The organism is Yoonia sp. (genome assembly GCF_046292185.1).
Taxonomy (GTDB): domain Bacteria; phylum Pseudomonadota; class Alphaproteobacteria; order Rhodobacterales; family Rhodobacteraceae; genus Yoonia.
Genome location: NZ_JBKBQY010000058.1, coordinates 1 through 20,825 on the forward strand (window position 1 = coordinate 1; position 20,825 = coordinate 20,825).

The following is a 20,825-nucleotide window of genomic DNA, read 5'->3' on the forward strand; positions in this document are numbered from 1 at the left end:
AACGGGTTCTATAATCCGCGACGACGCCATTCAACACTGGGCTGGAAAAGCCCTGTCGCCTTCGAACGGAAGGTGGCTTAAACGAGCACTTGGAGCGGCACAAATACGCGACAGGTCCAGCTCTGGTTTGACTGAAGATCATGAGACAGGTCGCCAACACACCTCGTTCATTTCTCCCGTGGTCACCTGTCGAGGTTTCAGTCGTGAGCACGGGCAATCTTGGTGGCGTGGTCGCGGTTGTGCAAGGTTCGGCAGGCAGCGTCACTGGCGCTAAACGTAGCGAAGGTTGCATGATCGAAGTCACAAAATAGGCGGTCTCGACCAGTGATGTGCCTCGATGCACATATGTCGTTTCCGTCAATCTTGAAGCGCGTGCCAAGCTTAGGGACCGATCCTAAAAGCAGTGGGAAAACACCCGTTTTTGGCCGTAACCCTATATTGTCGAGCACTCAAAGCTTTGACAGCTCGGTTAACGGACGATTTGCGGATTCTGCTACACAAGGTTTTCCTTAAGCTGAGAATTATAAATAAGTAAATATTATCAGTATTTTACGTCTTGTCAACGCTTACTTGGCCACTGATTGAAGGGGTTCTGTGCATTTATGAACCTTTTATTGGTGATCTGCGAGAAATCGAATGCCTTCAGGCTGAAACTCGGTCCCTACAAGCATGTGCCGTTTCGCCGAAATTTAGGTGATATATACGGATGGACGTAAATAAAGGTCGATTTTTGAGCTTTATTTACGTTCATTCCCACCAATCCGACCAAATCAATGCAGAACGGTCATGATTTCTGGCACCGGGCTGTGATGGTGACGTCGCATCGCTTCCTGGCGCTTCAACATGTTTGTTTACCACAGTTGCAAAGCCCGAGGGGACGGTCGACCGCGTCGTCTCAGACAACGTATTCAGCGGTGGGGAAAGAATTGCCAAGAGGGCAACGTGGTGGACCATGTCATGATTTGTATCCGTGCAGAAGACCAGCTCACCCTGTCACTTGACTTCGAAACAGATGTTATGCGCTCTTTGATATTGATCTGCGGGATAGAAGATAATGATTGGCATTGTTGTGAGATCGGGACCACCCATAGGCTCTGTGGGGGCATGCATGGGCTTTAATTCGAAACCGCGATGAACTTAAAACAGAGCTTCATGGGATCTGGGCGCGCCTCTCCTTGCCGTTAATTTGAAGTAATGTGCGTCATTTTTTGCTGAAATTTAGGTTTCCATTCCGACCCAGATGGGAACCAATAGTGTTTGATTTTCTGGCGATTGCCATCTGTCAATTTAAAGAGTGCCCGAAATCTCCATTGGTGCCCAGTATGATCCGCTCGACGGATTACCACATCTAAACTTGCCCTGGAGGCAAGTTGAAGCCCTTGATCAGACCGGTGGTCTGCGGTGGCATGGATTCGGTAACTGGATTAAGGTCGTGCTTAGGATTGGTAAAATGATAAAATATGCCTCTGACCGGCGATACTTCTTGGCTGCAATAGGTGGCGCTATATGCGCTTCGCACAGAGTGATGGCACTAGACGCACTGCCTTTGCGCATTGGTCTGACCCCGGTTTTTCTTGATAACGAATGGGTGGTGCTGGAATATCTGCGCGATCACATTCAGGCCGTGACCGGTCACGCCACAGAATTTGTCCAGCGACGCACCTACAAAGAGGTTGTGGCATTATTATTGCTGGGCGAATTGGATGCCGCCTGGCTTTGCGGTTATCCCTTATTGCAGCACGCGGATCGATTGCAGGCGCTTGCTTTACCGGTTTGGAACGGTGCGCCGCGGTATCGTGGTTACATCATCACAGCTGATGACCGGCAGGCGAGCGAGATTGCTGACTTGCGTGGAGATATTCATGCTTACTCCGATCCCGACTCAAATTCAGGGCACCTTGTGACCGTTGCTGAACTTGTGGCACGCAACGAGCGGCCCGATGGCTATTTCTCGCGCAGCTTTTTCACCTTTGGACATCGCAATGTAGTGCGCGCCGTCGCGCGGCGGCTTGCGACATCGGGTAGCGTCGATGGTTATGTCTACGACGCATTGGCCCGCACAGAGCCGGAACTGATTGCGCAGACGCGGGTCTTGTGGCGATCAGGCTGGCACGGATTTCCGCCCTTTGTCTTTGCTACTGAAGCGCGCAATGCATCGGCCACGCGCGCCATCAACGATGCGCTGTTCACGTTGGATCAGACTGCGTCTGGGCGCAATGTTTTGGGCCAGCTGCAACTGGATGGCTTTGCTTTGCCGCAGCCTGACAGCTTTGACAGCATCGCGGCGTTGATGTCCCGTGTTGCGGAGCGGGATTGACCGGATGCCGCTGCGTTTGACCTTGCCGCTAAGTGTGCGGGTGCCTTTGATGGTCTCTGGGCTGATGGTGGTGATGGGGATCATCGCCTCGCAGCTTGTTTTGACCGCGCTGGTGCGGTCGCAGGAACGCCAGCTTTCCGATCTGGCGCAATCGGAATTTGCGACTTTATCAACGACGCTGGCGCCGTTGATCCAGCGTCAGGACATTTGGGAAATGTTCGATGTGCTGGACCGCGCCACGCAGCGAGTCGGTGGCTTTTCCCCCGTTGCTGCGGCACTTGTCGATGAGCAGGGCAGGGTGATTGTAGCCACGCAGCCGGATATCCATCCGGTCGGTGCGCCGGGCGTTGCCCTGATTAATGCGGCAACGCCTGTCGGACAACTCAATTATGACAGCGCGCAGGATCAGATTTCCTTGCGGCAGAATGTTGACTTTCAGGGCCGGACAATCGCCGCCTTGATCATCGACTTTGACGTTACCGAACTGGCCGCAGAACGGCGCCAGACATGGTTTTGGCTGATAGCGGGCAATCTGGCGGCGACGCTTGTTCTGGCGTCCGCTGGATACGTCCTAATCCGCCGGGTGCTGGCTCCGATCGGGCGACTGTCGCGCGAGATGTCACAGCCCGGTGGCGCGTCGCGCGCCTTTCCAGAGGCGATGATCCCGCAATATGACACCGAACTCGCCAATCTCTACCAGACCTACAACGGTATGATCCGTGCGGTAGAGGCGCGTGGTCTGACCGAAAAGCGGCTATCGGAACGCGAACGGTTCGTCAGCCTTGGCCGTCTTGCCGGGACGCTGGCGCATGAGATCAACAATCCGCTGGGTGGTCTGCTAAACGCCACCGATACATTGCAACGCTATCCAGATCGTCCCGATGTCGTGCAGCAGTCTGCCGGTATTCTGGAACGTGGATTGAAACAGATGCGCGAGGTGGTGCAGACGACGCTGCATATGCACCGCAGCGATCAATCCGCACTGCCCTTGACACCTGCGGATTTTGATGACCTGCACCAGCTGATCCGGCCAGAGGTCGAGCGGCTGAACCAGAGCCTTGATTGGCATGTCGCAATCACCAACGCTGATTGCAGCGGTTTGTTTGCAGGCCCGGTCCGCCAGATCGTTCTTAATTTGTTGCTGAACGCTGCGGGCGCGACGCCTGTGGACGGGCGCTTGGGTCTACATGTTGCGGCGCGGGATCAGATGATGCACCTGCGTATCTGGGATAGTGGCCCCGGTCTGCCCGCGCATCTACGGCCCCGGTTGCTGAGCGATGATCCGGTAGAGCCGGGGGGCGGTCTGGGTCTGCGGTTGGTCCGCGATCTGGTAAACCAGCTGGACGGGCGGATCGCGCTTGGTCAGACTGACGCCGGCCATCATATGATCGAGGTTGATTTGTCACTGTGGACCCAAGACGATGCTTGAAGGCCGTCATATCGCGCTGATCGAAGATGACGAGATCATGGGCGCGTCATTGTTACAACGACTGGAGCTGGAAGGCGCAAGGGTCGTCTGGCATAAAACCCTGCACCGCGCGCTTGGGGCATTGCGGACGCCGCGTATCCCTTTTGACGCAGTGCTTTGTGATATTCGTTTGCCCGATGGGTCGGGCGAGGACCTGTTTCTGCGCCTGTGCGATCATGGCCATCCGCCGCCTTTTGTCTTTATGACTGGTGCCGGTGCGACCGATCAAGCGGTGCGCTTGTTACGTTCAGGTGCCGCGGATTACGTCCTCAAGCCGTTCGAGATCACTGATATCATATCCCGGTTGGTGCAGGTGACAGCGCCTTTGCCCGATGCAGGAACCGGGGCGTGGTTCGGCGTCTCACAAGCTTGCAAGGCGCTGGATGCGGATCTGGTGCGCGTCGCAGCCCGTGATGAACCGGTGCTGCTGCTGGGCGAGGCAGGCACCGGCAAACGTGCTGTCGCGCAACGCCTGCACCGTCTGTCGGACCGCTGTGCTGCGCCCTTTGTGACGTGCGATCTGACCCGCGACAGTGCCAATGTGCTGCATGATACGCTGTTTACGCCCCAAACCGGGCTATTCGCACGGGCAGGCGAGGGTGTGATCCTGCTGGAACAGATCACCGCCGCCTCTGACGCATTGCAAAGCGCACTATTGGCAAGGATGTGGTCAGGCAACGGCGGTCCACGGTTGGTTGTCACCGCAGGGCCGGATTTTAGCCCCGGTGATCTGCGGCCCGATCTTTATTTTCACCTTTCGGTTCTACCGGTCACGATCCCGCCGCTTCGCGCGCGCCCTGATGATGTGTCATGGCTGCTGGCACGGCTGTTTGACGGGATGAATGCGCGCCGTGCCCACCCTTTGCGGGGTGTGTCTGCGCAGGCCGATACGGCTGCGCGGGTCTATGGGTGGCCGGGAAACGGGCGCGAATTACGGTCCCGATTGATGCGAGCGATGGCGGTTGCGGAGGGGGACATGTTGTTCCCCACCGACCTTTTCCCCGAAGGTGTCGGCGATGCTCGTAGCCCCAACGATGGCAGCTTTGTGCCTTTGGCCGAAACCCGCGATGCTGCTGAAAGAGCGCAGATCGAACGGGCCTTGGCGCATTGTAACGGGTCGCTGACCGCAGCGGCAAAGCTGCTGCAGGTCGGCCGGTCTACCCTGTGGGACAAGATGCAAAAGCTCGGGATTGATCCGCAATCTTGACGCAAGCATGTCGGACGCAAGCGTCCGGAAATCCGGACGCCCTGATATATACATAAAAATCAGTGGGATATGCGACGTAATCCACCGTGTGTTTCGGTATGGCGCGGCATGCAATCTGCTATCCTGCACTCGGGGACCAAGCCAGCACGTGCAGCAATGCACCTGCCGCCAGGGAGGGATCATGACAGCCATCCGCGCCAGAAATACTGCGCGAAACGCGTCAGCTGTGCCGATGCGGCTTGCCTTGTCGGCATGTCTGACGGTGCAGCGGCCCGATGCCGCCTGCAACGCCTGTGCTGTGGCGTGCCCTGAATATGCGATCGCCATTCACGGCCGGGATGTGACCATTCAAGTGGAGGCCTGCTCTGGCTGCGGGCTTTGCGCGCCGTCTTGTCCGACGGGTGCGATCAATGTCGCGTTTTTCGGTCCAGCCGCGCGGTTGGATTGTGCCCGCGTCCGCAAGCCCGCAGGGCGTGCAGTGCCCTGTTTGGGCGGATTGACCGATGGGCATTTGCGCGCGGCGCTGGAGCAGGGTGATGTGACGCTGGTGGATCGTGGCTGGTGCCGTGATTGTGCGCTTTCGGGCGGCGTGTCGACGCCTTGGGCGCAGACGGTGGGTGAAATGAATGCAGAAATGGCATTACTTGATGTGCCGCAGCGGGTGCATGTCGCGCAAGAGCCTTTGTCGGACTGGCGCGCCAAGCCTGCGCCGCAAGCCCCCACCGATAACCCATCGCGGCGCAGATTGTTCAACGCGCTGGCGGACAATGATGCGCTCAACGTTCCCGTCGATAACATCCCTGACAAAACCGTCACGCCGCGGCTTGCACAGCGCGCAGCGCAGCTTGCCAGGATTGCGGGAACGAACGCCGTGCCGCGCAGCCTTTTCCCGAAGGCGCAGGTGACCGGCCCGGTTGCCGATTTGAATGTGTTGGCGCGCCTCTGCCCCACCAATGCGCTGAAAGTGACCGAGGATGCGGCAAGCCGCGCGCTGATCTTTGATCCGACCGCTTGCACAGAATGCGGTATCTGCGTCGCGACCGGCCTGATTGCCTTCGAGCCTGCTGAATCAGGGCATTTTACCGGATCTGATGTTCTTCTGACCGAACCCCGCGCGACCTGCAGCCGCTGCCGGTCACGCTTCACACCCAACGTCGGCCAGTCCACCTGCACCGCCTGTGCCCGCGACAACGCTATCGCAGCACTTGGCCATGGTCTGATGCGGCGCCAACACAAGATTTTGCACGAAGGGGAGGAATATCCACATGGATGAAATCAACACCAATGTCAGCCGCCGCAGGTTTCTTCAGGCCACAGGTGTGACCGGCGCGGCGACCGCCGCTGCCGTTGTCGGCATACCCGGCACCGGAATGGAAGCGACCAGCGCCGAGGCGCAGACCGCGCGCGCCAAACCCAATACGGTGATCACCAAGAACATCTGTCACCAATGCCCGGCGCGTTGCGGCATCGACGTCTACACCACCGATGGCCGGGTGCATGCGATCTATGGCACGGCGGATCACCCGATTTCGAACGGCAAACTCTGCCCCAAGGGGCCGCTTGGGACCTATGTCCTATATGACCCAGACCGCTGGCGCGGCCCGATGAAGCGCACCAACCCCAGCAAGGGCCGCGATGAAGATCCTGGTTTCGTGCCGATTTCGTGGGACGAGGCGCTGGATACCGTCGCAGGCCGCTTGAACAACCTGCGCGATGCTGGTGAAAGCCACCGTTTTGCGTTGCTTTATGGCCGTGGCTGGGGGGCGTCCTGTGCCGGGCTGCACGGCGCTTTCGGTCAGCTTTACGGATCGCCCAACGTGGCGATCGGGCATAGCTCGATGTGTTCGGACGGATCGATTATTTCCAAAAAAATGGTTGAGGGCAACGCCGCCTATAATTCTTACGACTACAACAATACCAACTATATCCTGATGTTCGGCGTAGGGTTTCTGGAGGCGTTCCGCCCCTATAACAACAACATGCAGGTCTGGGGCCATATCCGTGGCCGCAAGACGCCGAAAACCCGCGTGACGGCTGTTGATGTGCATATGAACACCACGCTTGCGGCATCCGACCGCGCCTTGTTGATCAAGCCGGGCCGGGATGGTGCGCTGGCGCTGGCAATCGCTCATGTCATCCTGGCCGAAGGGCTGTGGGAGAAAAGCTTTGTTGGCGATTTCGACGACGGTGTGAACCGCTTCGTTCCCGGTCAGGACGTGCCAGTTGCCGCGACAGCCCAGCCCGTGCCAAACAGCACCAGCGTTGATCAAGAGGCTAACCTTCCGCAGGAGCCGTCGCTCGATTCGCCCGAAGGCGGCACTGTCGTTCCACTTGATGCGCTGGTCTATGATGATGAACCCGCAGACGGGCCGGTCCCCAATGTAGCTACCGGTCGGTTCAATGAACGCTGGGTGCATGGGCTTGTCGAATGGTGGAATATCGAACTGAAGGACCGCAGCCCCGAATGGGCGGCAGAGCTGACAGATATACCGGCTGAGACGATCCGCACCGTCGCGCGTGAATTCGGCACCACGCGCCCGGCCATGGCAATCTACGAACGCGGCGCGCATGCCCATTCGAACGGCATCTATAACGGCATGGCCATCCATTCGTTGAATGCGCTCGTGGGGGCTTTCTATGCCAAAGGCGGCATGATGGGACAGATGGGCCCCAGCTATGGCCCGATGCCTGCCGATGCCAACGACTACATGGATGACTGGGCACAGAACGGCAATTGGAAGGATTTTCCTCGCATCGACAAAAAGGGGCATGAGGATGGCTATCTCATGGCCAACAACATGATGCAGGATGTCGGGCCGAACCATCTGGCGGGTGATCCCTACAAGCTCGACACGATGATGTTCTACCTGACCAACCCGATCTGGACCGCTCCGAACGGGCAGGTCTGGGAAGAGGCGCTAAAAGACGTCTTCATTATCGACACTTCGCCGTTCCCGTCGGAAACCGGGCATTACGCAGATCTCATCCTGCCAGATCACACCTATCTGGAACGCTTGCAGGACTCGCCGACCTATCCGTTCCAGGGCTTCCCCATGACCCAGCTGCGGGTCCCCGCGATTGAGCCAATCCATGACACCAAATATTACGGCGATGTGCTGATCGAGATTGGCAAGCGGATCAAAGGGCCGATGGGCGAATATTACCGCGAACTTGGCGATACCGAAAACGTGCTGCGCCACCTGGCCGAAGGGTTCCGTGACGATCCGGGTGACAACGGGGTCAATGATTTTGAATCGTGGAAGGAAAAGGGCGTCTGGTACAAGCGCCGTTACATCTATCGCCAGATCGGTGGCACGTTCTACAAATGGGATGGCACGGATTACAGTATCGAGATGACGCCGGAAGAGGTGAAACAGATCGTGTTTCCGACACCATCTGGCAAGTTCGAATTCCGCTCTGGCCTGATGGAGCAAAACTCTGATTGGATCGCGGAGAAAACCGGGCGAGACCCGGCCAATCTGATGTTCCCGATCTGGGAAGAGCCGGTGCATCACGGTGGCGGCGATCTGCATCTGGTCACGCCCAAAGTGGCGCTGCATGCCGAAGGTCGCGGGCACAACATCCCGATGGTGATCGCGCATCTGCAACCCACCATCGGTGGCCGCGGGCAGGCGTTCTGCGAAATCCATCCCGATACCGCGCGTGCGCGCAACATCAGCGATGGCGACCGGATCAAGATCACCTCTGATGTTGGCTCGGTCGAGGTGACGGCGCGGTATTTTCAGGGCGTACGGCCCGATACGATCGTGCTGCCGATGGAATATGGCCATTGGGCTGCGGGCCGCTGGTCCAAGGCGGTGCCAACCGAACATGCGGGCGAAGCGACCGTGAACGTGTCTGACCGTATCACCGGACAGGCGAACTATTATTCCAGCAAGGTCAACGTGACCAAGGCCTGAGGGAGGATACGATTATGGCAAAATGGGGAATGGTCATTGACCTGGAAACCTGCACAGGGTGTCAGGCCTGCACTACGGCCTGCGCGATGGAAAACAACCGCCTTCCGGGCGAGAACTGGCAGGACGTGCTTTTCTATTCCGAAGGCGAATATCCGCATTTGAACCTGTCGTGGTTGCCGCGCCCATGCATGCAGTGTGAAAATCCAAGCTGCGTATCCGTCTGCCCGACCAAGGCAACCTATGTGGACGAAGGCACTGGCGTCGTGCTGGTGGACTGGAACAAATGCATTGGCTGTAAATATTGCATGGTCGCCTGCCCCTATGGCGTCCGCTTCTACATGGACGAAGCGCCTGTGGTGCAACCCGATGTCAAAGCCACCTATCCCGGCGATGGCAAACGAACCTGGAACCCGCCCTTCAAGATGCCCGATGAATACGAGGATGCGTCCAAGGGGATCGGCATCCAGCCCAAGGGCGTCGTGTCCAAATGCACCTTTTGTTATCACAAGATCAGCCAAGCCCCCGAAGGTGTCGCCGATCTGGACGAAGACAACCCAGAGACAAAGGAATTTACTCCGGCCTGCGTGCGGGTCTGTGCGCCGAAATCACGTTTCTTTGGCGATCTGGATAACCCCGACAGCTACGTCAATCAGTTGATCGCTGACAAAGGTGGCGTGCGCCTGAAAGAAGAGACCGGCAATAAGCCCAAGGTCTATTACCTGTCGGGTGGCGGGTCACCTGTGGTGCCGGGCAACCGCTCGCGCCGGTCCTGAGTTATGGGAGGGAATGAAAAATGACTATGATGACAGATACCGCCCCCGGCGCACCACGGGGCAATCACTTTGCAATGCATCTGGTGGTGGCGCTGGTCCTGCTCGCAATTGGCGGGGGCTATGTGCTTTATGAGCTGTTCACCTTTGGCAAGGTGCAGTTCAACACCACCAATGCGGGGGTTTTCTGGGGCTTTGCGATCGTCGTTTATGACTACTTTTTGCTGACCTCGACCGGATTGGTGATGGTGGCTTCGCTTTACTATGTCTTCGGGTTGGAGGAGTTTCGGTCCGTCGCCCGGCGCTGCCTGTGGCTGGCTTTTGCGGCGATCATCGGCGGGGTTGCGGTGTTGTTTCTGGAACTGGGTAATCCGTTCGTGGCGATCTGGGCTACACCGCTGAACCTGCAAACCGCGTCGCCCCTGTTCTGGAAGGTGCTGCTGGTCGCGGCCTATTCGGCACTCTTGGCGTTGGTCCTTCTGGGGAAGATCAACACCCGCGAAGATAAAGGCAGCGTCCTGATGATCCCTTTGGCGGCCCTCGCGTTTATCGTTACGCTGGTTGCAGGGTCGGTTTACGGCATGATGGCGATGCGCCCGATGTGGTTTGGCGGCGATGTGCCTGTGGTGTTCCTGATCGAAAGCTTCATTGGGGCGCTGGCTTTTACGGTGTTTTTCAGCCACCTTAAGAACGGGTTCAACCATGGCAATATGCGCCCGGAAACCCGGCTGTTGTTCGAAGGCACGCTGGCGCGGATGTTCGCGATTTCCATTGGTCTGCACTTTATCCTGCATGCCGGACGCGCGGTGACCGGCCTGTGGTCAAATGCCGAAGGGATGCAGGTCTGGCAATATCTGGTGGCCAACCCGCTGTTCCACTTTGCCATGTGGGGCTGCATCGCGCTGCCCTTTGCGCTGATGGTGCTACGCGCGACCCGTTCCAACGGCATGATCCAGATTTTGGCTGCTTTTCTGGTGATGGTCGGGCTGCTGATCAGCCGCTATGAATTCATCATCGGCGGCCAGCAGGTGCCTTTGTTTAAAGGCACCTGGGCACCGGAATTGCTGCACTACAGCCCCTCTGTCGGGGAATGGGCCTTGCTGGTGCTGGCGGTGGGGCTGGCCAACAGCGTCTATGCTTTCGCCGCATGGCAATTGGGCGCCGAAGACCGCGCGTGATGGCGCAACCAAGTGGCCGGGGCGCATGACCCGGCTTCACGCAATTCCCGGAGGGATAAGATGTTGAATTCAATCGCCGCCACAGCCTATGCCAAGCGCGATTTCTGGCTTTGCCTTGCGCGTGCCTTTGCGCCACCGGGCACGGATGATGCTTATCTGCGCGCTTTCCAGACCGATTTGCCCGATGATCTTGCGGCAATTGCCGAAGAACTTGGCCTACAACTCGGCGAAGAGACTGCCGCCTTCCGCGCGGCTGCTTCGCAATTGCGCGATCCGCTGGCTTTGCAGAAACTTTATGCGGCGTTGTTTCTGACACCGCCGACGCCAGTGATGGTCAATACCTGTTTTTATATCGACGGCGGCTTGCAGGGTGCCGCGGCACAGGCGCTTGAAAAGGCCTACGCGGCGCATGGCTTCGAACGCCATGACCATTTTCGCGACCTCAATGATACGGTCGGTGTGCAGGCGGACTTTTTAGCGTTGCTTTACGAACAAGCGGGGCAAAAGGCGCAAGGCGGCGAAGATATCGGTGCGCGTGCCTATTTGTCGCAGGCCGATCAGATCATCACCTATTACCTGTGTCGCTGGATCACGCCGTTCCTGCGCGATCTGGAGACTGCCAGCCGCAATCATGGCGTGAACCCTGTCTATGCGCATCTGGCGCGGATCATCTGGCTGGCGGTCGAAGGTTTGACCGCTGCCCCTGAAATGGCTGAGATCAAGGCCGGTCTGGCGCAACTCCCCGCCGGATCAGCCCGCGGGGTCGGTGCGCTTACCGCCAGCGATCTGGCTGAAATTGCCTTTATGCTCGACCGCGACGGTCTGGCCTGGGATCACGTCGCCGCCAATGACGGCTGGGATCAGGACGTGTTTGAGGCGCGACGCGCCAATCGTTAGGATGATATGAAGGATTGCACCACATCCGCCCCCGCTCCGTTGATAAGCTGGCAAGAGGCGCAGGCCATCGGCCTGTCGCTGGCAAAGGCGGTGACGGCGGTGGACAGGCTACCCTTGGCACAGGCCACAGGGCGGGTGCTGGCACGGCCTGCAATATCGCCGCTGCCACTGCCGCCGTTTGATAATTCAGCGATGGATGGCTATGCATTGCGGCTTGCGGATCTTGCCGGGACCGGGCCTTGGCATTTGTCAGTCGCCGGACGTGTGGCGGCCGGAGATGCGGGGATGCACCTGCCGCAAGGGGCGTGCCTGCGCATCCTGACCGGGGCGGCTGTGCCGTCTGGCGCGGATTGCATCGTCATGCAGGAACATGTGCAGCGTGATGGCGACAGGATCACCTTGCTTGAGCGTCCCCGCCTTGGCATTAATATCCGCAAACAGGCTGAGGATTTGCCGCAAGGCGGCGAAGTACTGCCCTTGGGTCGTGTGATTGCCGCGCGCGAGGCGGGTGTGCTGGCTGCCACAGGTGCGGCAAATGTCGCGGTATTCCGCCGGGTCCGTGTGGCGTTGTTCTGCACCGGATCAGAATTGCGCGATCCGGGCGAGGCGCTGGCACCGGGGCAGATCTGGAACGCTAACCGCTATCTGCTCGGCGCGGCATTGCAGGACCCATGGGTTGAATTGCGGGACATGGGCGCGATTCCGGATGATCCCGCGCAGCTGGCCGCCGCGCTGATTGCGGCAGCGGGATGGGCTGAGCTGGTCATCTCGACCGGTGGGATGGCCGACGGCGATGAGGATCACATGCCGCGTCTGTTGCGCGCGGCGGGCGGTAAGGTGGATGCGCTGCGCATCTCGATCAAGCCGGGAAAACCTGTCGGGTTGGGGCGTTTGGGGGATGCGATTTATGTCGGGTTGCCTGGCAATCCTGTTGCAGCATTCGTGACTTGGACCTGCCTTGGCGCGCCTGTTCTGCGCGCGCGGGCGGGCATTGCTGCGCCGGGGTTAAGGTTTTCCACAGTCCGGCTGGACGCTGACCTGTCCCGCAGGCCGGGGCGGGCGGAGTTTCGCCCCGCGACCCTGCTGCCCCCCGGCGCGGACGGGCTGGCGCGGGCACAATTGATGACGCCGACCTTTGCTGCGCGGATCGCCCTGCTTGCCCGAGCCGACGGTCTGGCAATGATCCCCGCCGATGCCGACTATATGCCCGCCGGTCATCTGATCGACTTTCTGCCTTTTTGAACTGGACCTATGATGCCTGAACTGACCGAAATTCGTGCCTGCCTGACCACGATTGTCTTGCCCGGCGGTGGCAATCTGGTCTCTGAAGACCGCGTGCGGGCGCTGGCCTGCGACCAAGGCACAGTGCGTTTCGTGCTGGAAGCGCGCGACAAGGCCGAAGCCGCCACGCTGACGCAGGTTAAATCCGCAGCCGAAACGGCGCTGATGGCCCTTCCCGGTGTCAGCTACGTGCAGATCGTCGTCACCGCGCATGAAGCGGCGAAAGAACCGCCCAATATGACCATCGGACGCCACCCCGAAGGCGCGCCGATCCAAAGCCAGATCCCCGGTGTGAAACGCATCCTTGCGATCGGATCGGGCAAAGGTGGCGTTGGCAAATCGACGGTTTCGGCCAATCTGGCGGTGGCGATGGCACGGCAAGGCTGGAAAGTCGGGCTGCTTGATGCCGATATCTATGGCCCCAGCCAGTCGCAGATGATGGGCGTGCATCGCCAGCCCGCTTCGCCCGATGGCAAGGTGATCTTGCCGCTGGAGGCGCATGGCATCCGCTTTATGTCGATCGCCAATATGTTGCCGGACGGGCAGGCGGTGATCTGGCGCGGCCCGATGCTGATGGGCGCGTTGCAGCAATTGCTGATGCAGGTGCGCTGGGGTGATCTGGATGTGCTGATCGTCGATATGCCGCCGGGCACTGGCGATGTGCAACTAACGCTTTGCACGCATTTCGATGTAACCGGCGCGATTGTCGTGTCCACGCCGCAGGATATGGCACTGATCGACGCGAAAAAGGCGCTGTCAGCTTTTGCCGAGCTGAAGACCGAAGTCATCGGCCTGATCGAAAACATGTCTTTCTATATCTGCGAAAATTGCGGGCATGAGGCGCATCTGTTCGGCCATGGTGGTGTCACGCGCGAGGCAACGCGGCTCGGCCTGCCTTTGCTAGCCGAACTGCCACTTGCGATGGAAGTGATGCGCGCCGGTGAAGACGGCGTGCCGGTCGCCATGGGCACGGGGCCGATGGCAGAGGCTTATGGCCGCCTTGCCGCCCGGCTGATCGCTGCAGCCGAGCAGGCGGTGCCTGCGGTCTGACCTCAGGCCACAGGTGCGGTGCCGGGGACCAGATAATCCGGCGCCTGATCTGCGGGCATGGTGGCCAGTTCATCAGCCGTCAGGCGGGCGTAGATTTCGACCAATGTGCCGTCGGGGTCGGTTAGCCACAATTCATGCAGCGGTGTGCCTTTCCATGTTGTGCGGGGTGGCTTTGAGACCTGCGCGCCGATGGCCACCGCCCGGTGATAGACGTCGATCACCGCCGCGCGGTCGGGTAGGGCAAGGCCAAGGTGATAGAGCGTGTCGTGATGCAGCACGGTATCATCCGCGACCATGATGACAAAGTTCAGGTTCAGATCGGGCCGGATGAAGGTCGCATAGCGATGCGTCCATTCCTTGGGCCATGTATTTAGCAGCCAAGCGTAAAACCGTGTGCTGGCGGCAAGATCACGCACCCGCAGGCTGGCGTGGAATTCGGTTCCGGCCGGACCTTCCGACACGTCGATCAGCCCCACCAGCACCTCGATGCGTGCCTTGATCTGATCGCGGGCAGTGCGAAACGCAGCAATGTCGCCCGCGGCTGACGGGTCGGTGATAGGCCAATGCAGGCGGCGCACCGGGCCGGGGACGAAGGGGCAGACCTCTTCGGCGCAAAGGGTGACGATCAGATCGGCGGTTTCGGGTGTTACGTCCTCCAGTGCTTTCGCGCGTTGGGTGTAGATGTCGATGTTCACCTCGGACAGGGCTTCAATCGTCAGCGGATTGATTTGGCCAGGGGCGGAGCCGGCGCTGGCCACCTCGATTGATGCGGGCAGCATGGCGCGGGCGAGGCCTTCGGCTATCTGACTGCGGGCGGAATTCGCGACGCAGAGGAAAAGAATACGCATTATTTCAGTCCTTATCGGGGTGAATAGGCATGGTTGGAAGGCATCAGGTTTTAGCCGAAGATTTGCGTTCGCGGATCGCCGTTTCCTCGGCCGGGAACCAGTGGCGCGTCCGGTTCGCAAACCAGACCAGCGAAAGCATCACCGGCACCTCGACCAGCACACCGACGACGGTGACAAGCGCAGCGATAGAGTTCAGGCCGAACAGCCCAATGGCGACCGCGACGGCGAGCTCAAAGAAATTCGACGTGCCGATCATGGCACAAGGCGCGGCGACGTTATGCGGCACGCGCCACGCCTTTGCCGCCCAATAGGCAATCGCGAACATGCCGTAGGATTGGATCAACAGCGGGATCGCGATCATCACGATGACTAGTGGTTGGGACAGGATCACCTCGCCCTGGAAGCCGAAAAGCAGGACTACAGTTGCGAGCAGGCCGATGATCGAGAATGGCTTGACCGTCGCGGTGAACGTGGCGACCGCAGCTTCACCCGCTGCCGGATTGGCCACACTGCGGGTCATCACGAAGCGCGTGACGATACCCGCCGTCAAGGGGATGACGACATAAAGCCCGACCGACAAGATCAGCGTCGCCCAAGGCACCACGATATCCGTGACACCCAACAACAAGGCCACGATGGGCGCATAGGCAAAGACCATGATCGCGTCGTTCAGCGACACTTGGGCGAGCGTATAATTCGGATCACCCTTGGTCAGTTGTGACCAGACAAAGACCATCGCAGTGCAAGGCGCCGCCCCTAGCAGTATCAGGCCCGCAATGTATTGGCCTGATGTGCCGGGTTCGATGAAGGGGGCGAAGATCCATTCAAAGAACAACAACCCCAGCAGGGCCATGGTGAATGGCTTGATTAGCCAGTTCACAGCCAGTGTGATAATCATGCCTTTGGGGCGTTCATGAACCCGCTTGAGGCTCGTGAAGTCAACTGACACCATCATCGGATAGACCATGAACCAGATCAGGATAGCGACGACGAAGTTGACCGAGCCATATTCCAACGAAGCCAGAAAATTTACCAGCGCGGGTGCGATTTGGCCAAGCGCCAATCCGGCGACAATCGCTAGTGCTACCCAGACAGACAGGTAGCGTTCAAAAACAGGCATTTAATGTTCCTTTATAGCATTCAATTTCTGGCGGCGCGCGGGTTCCGTCTGCCAATGCAGTCAGTCGATCGAGGTTGCCGTAAGCGCATGTTCATCAGCCGTGCGACATTCGATATCGCTGTCGGGCGATCTTGCCGCGATGGTGTCGATCAGTTTTCTGATCGGTGACAGGGCGGCGGGATTCAGGGAATAACAGATGCGCGGATATTCGATTGTGCCTTGAACGATCTCTGAATCTTTCAAAATTCGCAGATGTTCGGACACCGTCGATTGCGCCAGACCGACCTGATCCACGATATCGCCTCCAATACAGCCCGGACGCGACAGTAAAAATGAAACGATTCTGATTCGTGCTGGATGCGCCAAGCCTTTTGCAATGGACGCAATTAGTGCCGCTTCGTGCTGCGTGATTGTTTCTTGGTCAAGCATAATGTCTCTCCTACATATCGCCGTTAGCCGATACATACAGATCGGCGTTCGACGATGCAAGGGGCGCTTGGACAAGCGTAATTGCGTTGCAACTAAAGACACCTGGCGCACGGGCCGCTGCAGCGGCCACTAAATGGGCTGCCGATGGCAAGCCGGCGATCGTCTCGCCATGGAGGGGATTGTCATAAAACTTACATATATTTTTTGCAAAACCGTCATGCGGAATTGGTACCCGACATCCACGTGTCGTTTTCAGCACAGATTTAGGAGAGACAATGAAACGTTCTGCCGCTTCCCTCGCAATTGTGGCCAGCATGTTGGCCACTACTGCAATCGCACAGGTCACCGTTCACCCCGACCTGCCAAGCTACGAAGCCGTTTCCGGCGTGTCGGGCAACCTGACCTCGATCGGGTCGGATACATTGAACAACCAGATGACTCTTTGGGCTGAAGGCTTCCGCAGCTTCTATCCAAACGTTGCCATCGAAGTGCAAGGTGCTGGTTCGGGCACAGCCCCACCGGCATTGGTGCAGGGCACATCCCAGTTCGGCCCGATGTCGCGCGCCATGCGCGGTACTGAGATCGAAGAATTCGAGGCCCGGTACGGCTATGAGCCCACACCGATCCGTGGCGCAATCGACGCGCTGGCTGTGTACGTTCACAAAGACAACCCGATCGAATGCATGACCATGCAGCAGGTCGATGCCGTGTTCTCGTCCACCCGCAACGGTGGTGCGGATGCTGCGATCAGCACCTGGGCCGATCTGGGCATGGAAGGTGATTTCGCCAACCAGCAGATCGCGCTTTACGGCCGTAACTCTGCTTCGGGCACCTATGGCTACTTCAAGGAAGTGGCATTGTTCGACGGTGACTTCCGCGCCGAAGTGCGTGAACAGCCCGGCTCTTCCACCGTTGTGCAGGGTGTCGGTTCCGACCTTTATGCCATCGGTTATTCCGGTGTGGGCTATATGACCGCTGACGTGCGCGCTGTACCTTTGGCCGCCGGCCCCGGCGAGACCTGCTATGAAGCAACCGGCGAAAACGCTGCGTCCGGTTTCTATCCGCTGGCACGGTTCCTTTACATCTACGTCAACAAGAACCCGAACGAGCCGCTGGACCCGCTGCGCGCCGAGTTCATCAAATACGTCTACACCCAGGAAGGTCAGGCTGACGTGCTGCGCGCCGGGTTCTTCCCGATCGTGCCGGCTGTTGCAGACACCGATCTGGAACTGTTCGGTCTGAGCAACTGAACTGACTGACATCGGGCAGGGCGGCGCAATCGCCGTCCTGCCATTTTGACGTTTACAATGCCTGGGGGCTTTTATGACCGACACGAATGTCCAGCCGCAACAAAACGCGATGCCGGTGAAGCGTAGCAAGTCCACCCGATGGGGCGTGATATACGGTGACCGTATTGCCAAGTGGATCATCACTGTTGGTGGTTTGCTGGTCATTGTTGCCGTTCTGGGCATCATGGTCTTTTTGTTCCGGGTCGTGGCACCGCTGATGTCCCCCGGCGAAGAATTGGGACAGGTCAATTATGCCGTCCCCGAGGCTGCGGATGCAGTCTGGCTGAATGCCGATGAATTTCAATCGCTTGCCACCGCCGTTGGCCGTGACGGGTCGATCACGACCTTCCATGTCGCCACAGGCGAGGTGATCGCGACCGACCAGTTCGAGATTGGCGAGACGATCGTGACCGCTGTGGGCGGCACGCTGGACCGCAACAATATCGCCGTTGGTTTTGCCAATGGCACTGTGCGGTTCGGTCAGATTGCTTTTGACAATCGCAGTGTTCCGGCGGCCTCTGCGCCCAGTGACATGCGAGAATTGAACGCCCGTGATCTGGTGTCCGGCGGGCAGATTTACAGTCAGATCCGCACCGGTGATTTCCGCACGATTATCCCGATCAACGAATTAGGCGAGGCTGAACAGATTTCCGATGCGCGCATCGTCGCACTGGATTACCGCACCGGCGGCACCGCCGAGCGTCCGACCAGTGCGTTTATTTCGGTCGATGCCGAAGGTATCGCGCGGGTCAGCCGGTCTGTGATCCGCCGCAACCTGATGACAAATGAAGAAGATGTCACCACGACAACAACCGAATTGCCGCCCTTGAGCCTTGACGAAGGGGTCGAGGTGACAGGTGCCTTGCTGGCCAGTGGCGGCGACCGCGCGTTTGTATCCACTGATGACGGTGTGATCTATCGCTTTGATATCCGCGACGAAAACAACCCCGTATTGGCCGAACGGTTCCGCGCCTTTGATGACGGCATCGGGATCAGTTCGATGAATTTCCTCAACGGGGAACTGGCGCTTGTGTCAGGAGGCGAGGATGGGTCCGTCGATGTGTTCTTCCGTCTGCAACCCGCCAACGCCCGCGGGTCTGACCGGTTCGAAATGGTCCGCGCCCGCAGCCACACACCGCAAAGCGACGCGATCATCGGCATGTCAGAGGCGATCCGCGACAAGACGCTGACAACCTTGTCTGCCGACGGGTCGGTCTGGGTACGCTACTCGACATCGGACGAGGTGCTGTATCAATTCGAACGCACCAGCCCCGCCGATATCGATGCGATCCCGATGCTGTTCCCGCGCAGCGATGGTGTGCTGATGCTGGACACATTCGGCAATGTCGATGCATGGCAGTATAATTCACCCCACCCCGAAGTGTCGCTGTCGGTGATCTTTGGCCGCCTGTGGTATGAAGGCTATTCCGAGCCGGGGTTCACCTGGCAATCCACATCCGGCACCGATCTGTTCGAGCCGAAATATTCGCTGGTTCCGCTGATCGCCGGCACGCTGAAGGCTGCGTTCTATGCGATGCTGTTCGCCACGCCGATTGCGATCATGGCGGCGATCTATACGTCCGAATTCGTGCATAAAGGTGTGCGCGCGACTGTCAAACCGGTGATGGAATTGATGGAAAGCCTGCCGACCGTTGTGCTGGGCTTTCTGGCAGCACTGGTGCTGGCACCCTTGGTCGAGGAATGGATTGCCGCGGTGCTGCTGGGCTTTATCGCCGTGCCGATGGGGCTGATGATCGGGGCATTTGCCTGGCAGATGCTGCCGCAGCAACTGGCCCTGCGATATGACGGGATGCCGAAGTTTATCCTGATGGGTGTCGCGATTATCCTGTCTTGCCTGTTTGCCTATACGGTCGGGCCGATCTTTGAATTGGTGTTGTTCAACGGCGATTTCAAAGGCTGGACGAACGGGCAGGGGACCGGCACGCCGTTCATGTTCCTGCTGCAATTGCCGCTGGCCTATCTGGTTGTGTCATGGGGGTTTCATAAGCTGTTCGGCCATGTGCTGCGCGACCGTATGCGCGGCATGGACCGCGCGGCGGCAGGGCGGTTGGATGCGATCCGCTGGGTGGCGTTCTTTGTCGGGGCCGTGATCCTTAGCTATGTGGTTGCCGCCTTGCTGACCGCTATCGGTTATGATCCGCGCGGCAATGTCGTGGACAGCTATCAGCAGCGTAACGCGCTGGTGGTGGGTTTCGTGATGGCGTTTGCGGTGATCCCGGCGATGTATACGCTGGCCGAGGATGCGCTGAACGCGGTGCCCGGGCATCTGCGGGCGGGCAGTCTTGCCAGCGGGGCGACCCCTTGGCAGACCGCCAAATGGGTGGTCCTGCCGACAGCGGCATCGGGTGTGTTTTCCGCCGTGATGATGGGCATGGGGCGCGCTGTGGGTGAAACGATGATCGTCGTCATGGCCGCCGGCAACACGCCGATCATGGAATGGAACATCTTTTCCGGTCTGCGCACCCTGTCGGCAAACATCGCCATTGAATTGCCCGAGGCGGTAAAGGACGGCACCAACTACCGCGTGCTGTTCCTTGCGGCGCTGACGCTTTTCATCATGACATTCGTGATCAACACGGGTGCCGAACTGATCCGCCAACGCTATCGCAAGCGTTCGGCTAACCTGTAAACGAGGTCGATATCATGGCAAATCCAGAAGACAGCATCTCGACCGCCGCGATTGGCGTCAGCACTGGCAAACCGGCCACACGCACCGGCGGCAAGCGCGTCCGCAGCTTTACCGCCGATCTGTCGGCGGTGGGGGAACCGGCACTGTGGGGTTTTGGCGGCGCGCTGGCGATTGGCATCATCCTGATCGCTGGGTTTCTGGCGATTATCGCGTGGAACGGTTTCACGACATTCTGGCCCAAACCGATTGAACAGGTCGAACTGGTCGATGGCACGGTGACCGCGGGCGAGCCGACACGCTATAACACCTATACGGTCGGTGGCAGCGTGCTGGCGCGGTTGAGCGATGCGCAGCGCGCAGAGATCGAGGATAATTTTGGTTTCGCCAACCGGACGCTGTAT

Annotated in this window: 17 protein-coding genes; 13 read left to right on the forward strand and 4 right to left on the reverse strand. The window is 59.0% G+C overall.

All coding sequences use genetic code 11. The annotated features are described in order from the left end of the window. The first annotated feature begins 1,294 nt into the window (after window positions 1-1,294). From ACK4TM_RS11435 to ACK4TM_RS11480, 10 genes are all read left to right on the forward strand, one after another. Complete coding sequence (locus ACK4TM_RS11435; RefSeq protein ID WP_409701380.1) at window positions 1,295-2,317, forward strand: PhnD/SsuA/transferrin family substrate-binding protein; 1,023 nt, start codon at window positions 1,295-1,297, stop codon at window positions 2,315-2,317. 4 nt (window positions 2,318-2,321) lie between these two features. Beyond that, entirely contained in the window at window positions 2,322-3,746 is a 1,425-nt protein-coding gene (locus ACK4TM_RS11440; protein ID WP_409701383.1) for a sensor histidine kinase, read from the forward strand. Beyond that, window positions 3,739-4,992: a sigma-54-dependent transcriptional regulator gene (locus tag ACK4TM_RS11445; protein ID WP_409701386.1), complete on the forward strand. Its 1,254-nt coding sequence runs from the start codon at window positions 3,739-3,741 to the stop codon at window positions 4,990-4,992. The genes ACK4TM_RS11440 and ACK4TM_RS11445 overlap by 8 nt, the downstream gene beginning before the upstream one ends. 181 nt (window positions 4,993-5,173) lie before the next feature. Next, a complete protein-coding gene (locus ACK4TM_RS11450; RefSeq protein ID WP_409701389.1) occupies window positions 5,174-6,265 on the forward strand; it encodes a 4Fe-4S dicluster domain-containing protein in 1,092 nt (363 codons plus the stop codon). Next, complete coding sequence (locus ACK4TM_RS11455) at window positions 6,258-8,912, forward strand: molybdopterin-dependent oxidoreductase (RefSeq protein ID WP_409701392.1); 2,655 nt, start codon at window positions 6,258-6,260, stop codon at window positions 8,910-8,912. Before ACK4TM_RS11450 ends, ACK4TM_RS11455 begins: the two co-directional genes overlap by 8 nt. 14 nt (window positions 8,913-8,926) lie before the next feature. Further along, window positions 8,927-9,685, forward strand: a complete 759-nt coding sequence (locus tag ACK4TM_RS11460) for a 4Fe-4S dicluster domain-containing protein (RefSeq protein WP_409701395.1) — start codon at window positions 8,927-8,929, stop codon at window positions 9,683-9,685. A 20-nt stretch (window positions 9,686-9,705) separates the two neighbouring features. Then, window positions 9,706-10,860: an NrfD/PsrC family molybdoenzyme membrane anchor subunit gene (nrfD, locus tag ACK4TM_RS11465; RefSeq protein WP_409701398.1), complete on the forward strand. Its 1,155-nt coding sequence runs from the start codon at window positions 9,706-9,708 to the stop codon at window positions 10,858-10,860. Window positions 10,861-10,920: 60 nt separating this feature from the next. Then, window positions 10,921-11,757, forward strand: coding sequence for a molecular chaperone TorD family protein (locus tag ACK4TM_RS11470; protein ID WP_409701401.1), 837 nt, complete (start codon window positions 10,921-10,923; stop codon window positions 11,755-11,757). A gap of 6 nt (window positions 11,758-11,763) precedes the next feature. After that, window positions 11,764-12,999 carry a gephyrin-like molybdotransferase Glp gene (gene glp / locus ACK4TM_RS11475; RefSeq protein ID WP_409701404.1) on the forward strand — a complete coding sequence of 412 codons (1,236 nt, stop codon included), beginning with the start codon at window positions 11,764-11,766 and terminating at the stop codon, window positions 12,997-12,999. A gap of 9 nt (window positions 13,000-13,008) precedes the next feature. After that, window positions 13,009-14,088, forward strand: a complete 1,080-nt coding sequence (locus ACK4TM_RS11480) for a P-loop NTPase (RefSeq protein WP_409701407.1) — start codon at window positions 13,009-13,011, stop codon at window positions 14,086-14,088. Between the two features lie 2 nt (window positions 14,089-14,090). On the opposite strand, the gene ACK4TM_RS11485 is transcribed toward ACK4TM_RS11480, so the two are convergent. From ACK4TM_RS11485 to ACK4TM_RS11500, 4 genes are read right to left on the reverse strand one after another with little or no spacing between them, the layout of a single operon-like run. Further along, the gene (locus tag ACK4TM_RS11485; protein ID WP_409701411.1) at window positions 14,091-14,936 is read right to left on the reverse strand and encodes a VOC family protein; all 846 of its coding nucleotides are present in this window, start codon (window positions 14,934-14,936) and stop codon (window positions 14,091-14,093) included. A gap of 43 nt (window positions 14,937-14,979) precedes the next feature. Continuing rightward, entirely contained in the window at window positions 14,980-16,056 is a 1,077-nt protein-coding gene (arsB, locus tag ACK4TM_RS11490; RefSeq protein WP_409701414.1) for an ACR3 family arsenite efflux transporter, read from the reverse strand. Window positions 16,057-16,116: 60 nt separating this feature from the next. Further along, on the reverse strand, window positions 16,117-16,521 hold the full coding sequence (locus tag ACK4TM_RS11495) for an ArsR/SmtB family transcription factor (RefSeq protein ID WP_409701417.1): 405 nt from the start codon (window positions 16,519-16,521) through the stop codon (window positions 16,117-16,119). Next, window positions 16,496-16,801, reverse strand: a complete 306-nt coding sequence (locus tag ACK4TM_RS11500; RefSeq protein ID WP_409701420.1) for a hypothetical protein — start codon at window positions 16,799-16,801, stop codon at window positions 16,496-16,498. The genes ACK4TM_RS11495 and ACK4TM_RS11500 overlap by 26 nt, the downstream gene beginning before the upstream one ends. Here ACK4TM_RS11500 and ACK4TM_RS11505 point away from each other — a divergent pair. From ACK4TM_RS11505 to ACK4TM_RS11515, 3 genes are all read left to right on the forward strand, one after another. Then, window positions 16,800-17,735: a PstS family phosphate ABC transporter substrate-binding protein gene (locus tag ACK4TM_RS11505; protein WP_409701423.1), complete on the forward strand. Its 936-nt coding sequence runs from the start codon at window positions 16,800-16,802 to the stop codon at window positions 17,733-17,735. The genes ACK4TM_RS11500 and ACK4TM_RS11505 overlap by 2 nt on opposite strands. A gap of 73 nt (window positions 17,736-17,808) precedes the next feature. Then, window positions 17,809-20,424: a hypothetical protein gene (locus ACK4TM_RS11510; RefSeq protein WP_409701426.1), complete on the forward strand. Its 2,616-nt coding sequence runs from the start codon at window positions 17,809-17,811 to the stop codon at window positions 20,422-20,424. 14 nt (window positions 20,425-20,438) lie between these two features. Further along, window positions 20,439-20,825, forward strand: a 387-nt coding sequence (locus ACK4TM_RS11515; protein WP_409701429.1) for a hypothetical protein, incomplete at its 3' end; no start/stop codon positions are given.

Excerpts from the sequence above, each read along its gene's own strand:
- ACK4TM_RS11505 (WP_409701423.1), top strand. The coding sequence starts at position 16,800 with ATGTTGGCCACTACTGCAATCGCACAGGTCACCGTTCACCCCGACCTG.
- ACK4TM_RS11485 (WP_409701411.1), bottom strand. The coding sequence starts at position 14,936 with ATGCGTATTCTTTTCCTCTGCGTCGCGAATTCCGCCCGCAGTCAGATA.
- ACK4TM_RS11470 (WP_409701401.1), top strand. The coding sequence starts at position 10,921 with ATGTTGAATTCAATCGCCGCCACAGCCTATGCCAAGCGCGATTTCTGG.
- glp (WP_409701404.1), top strand. The coding sequence starts at position 11,764 with ATGAAGGATTGCACCACATCCGCCCCCGCTCCGTTGATAAGCTGGCAA.
- ACK4TM_RS11455 (WP_409701392.1), top strand. The coding sequence starts at position 6,258 with ATGGATGAAATCAACACCAATGTCAGCCGCCGCAGGTTTCTTCAGGCC.
- ACK4TM_RS11480 (WP_409701407.1), top strand. The coding sequence starts at position 13,009 with ATGATGCCTGAACTGACCGAAATTCGTGCCTGCCTGACCACGATTGTC.
- ACK4TM_RS11510 (WP_409701426.1), top strand. The coding sequence starts at position 17,809 with ATGACCGACACGAATGTCCAGCCGCAACAAAACGCGATGCCGGTGAAG.
- nrfD (WP_409701398.1), top strand. The coding sequence starts at position 9,706 with ATGACTATGATGACAGATACCGCCCCCGGCGCACCACGGGGCAATCAC.
- ACK4TM_RS11460 (WP_409701395.1), top strand. The coding sequence starts at position 8,927 with ATGGCAAAATGGGGAATGGTCATTGACCTGGAAACCTGCACAGGGTGT.
- ACK4TM_RS11450 (WP_409701389.1), top strand. The coding sequence starts at position 5,174 with ATGACAGCCATCCGCGCCAGAAATACTGCGCGAAACGCGTCAGCTGTG.
- arsB (WP_409701414.1), bottom strand. The coding sequence starts at position 16,056 with ATGCCTGTTTTTGAACGCTACCTGTCTGTCTGGGTAGCACTAGCGATT.
- ACK4TM_RS11445 (WP_409701386.1), top strand. The coding sequence starts at position 3,739 with ATGCTTGAAGGCCGTCATATCGCGCTGATCGAAGATGACGAGATCATG.
- ACK4TM_RS11440 (WP_409701383.1), top strand. The coding sequence starts at position 2,322 with ATGCCGCTGCGTTTGACCTTGCCGCTAAGTGTGCGGGTGCCTTTGATG.
- ACK4TM_RS11495 (WP_409701417.1), bottom strand. The coding sequence starts at position 16,521 with ATGTATCGGCTAACGGCGATATGTAGGAGAGACATTATGCTTGACCAA.
- ACK4TM_RS11500 (WP_409701420.1), bottom strand. The coding sequence starts at position 16,801 with ATGCTGGCCACAATTGCGAGGGAAGCGGCAGAACGTTTCATTGTCTCT.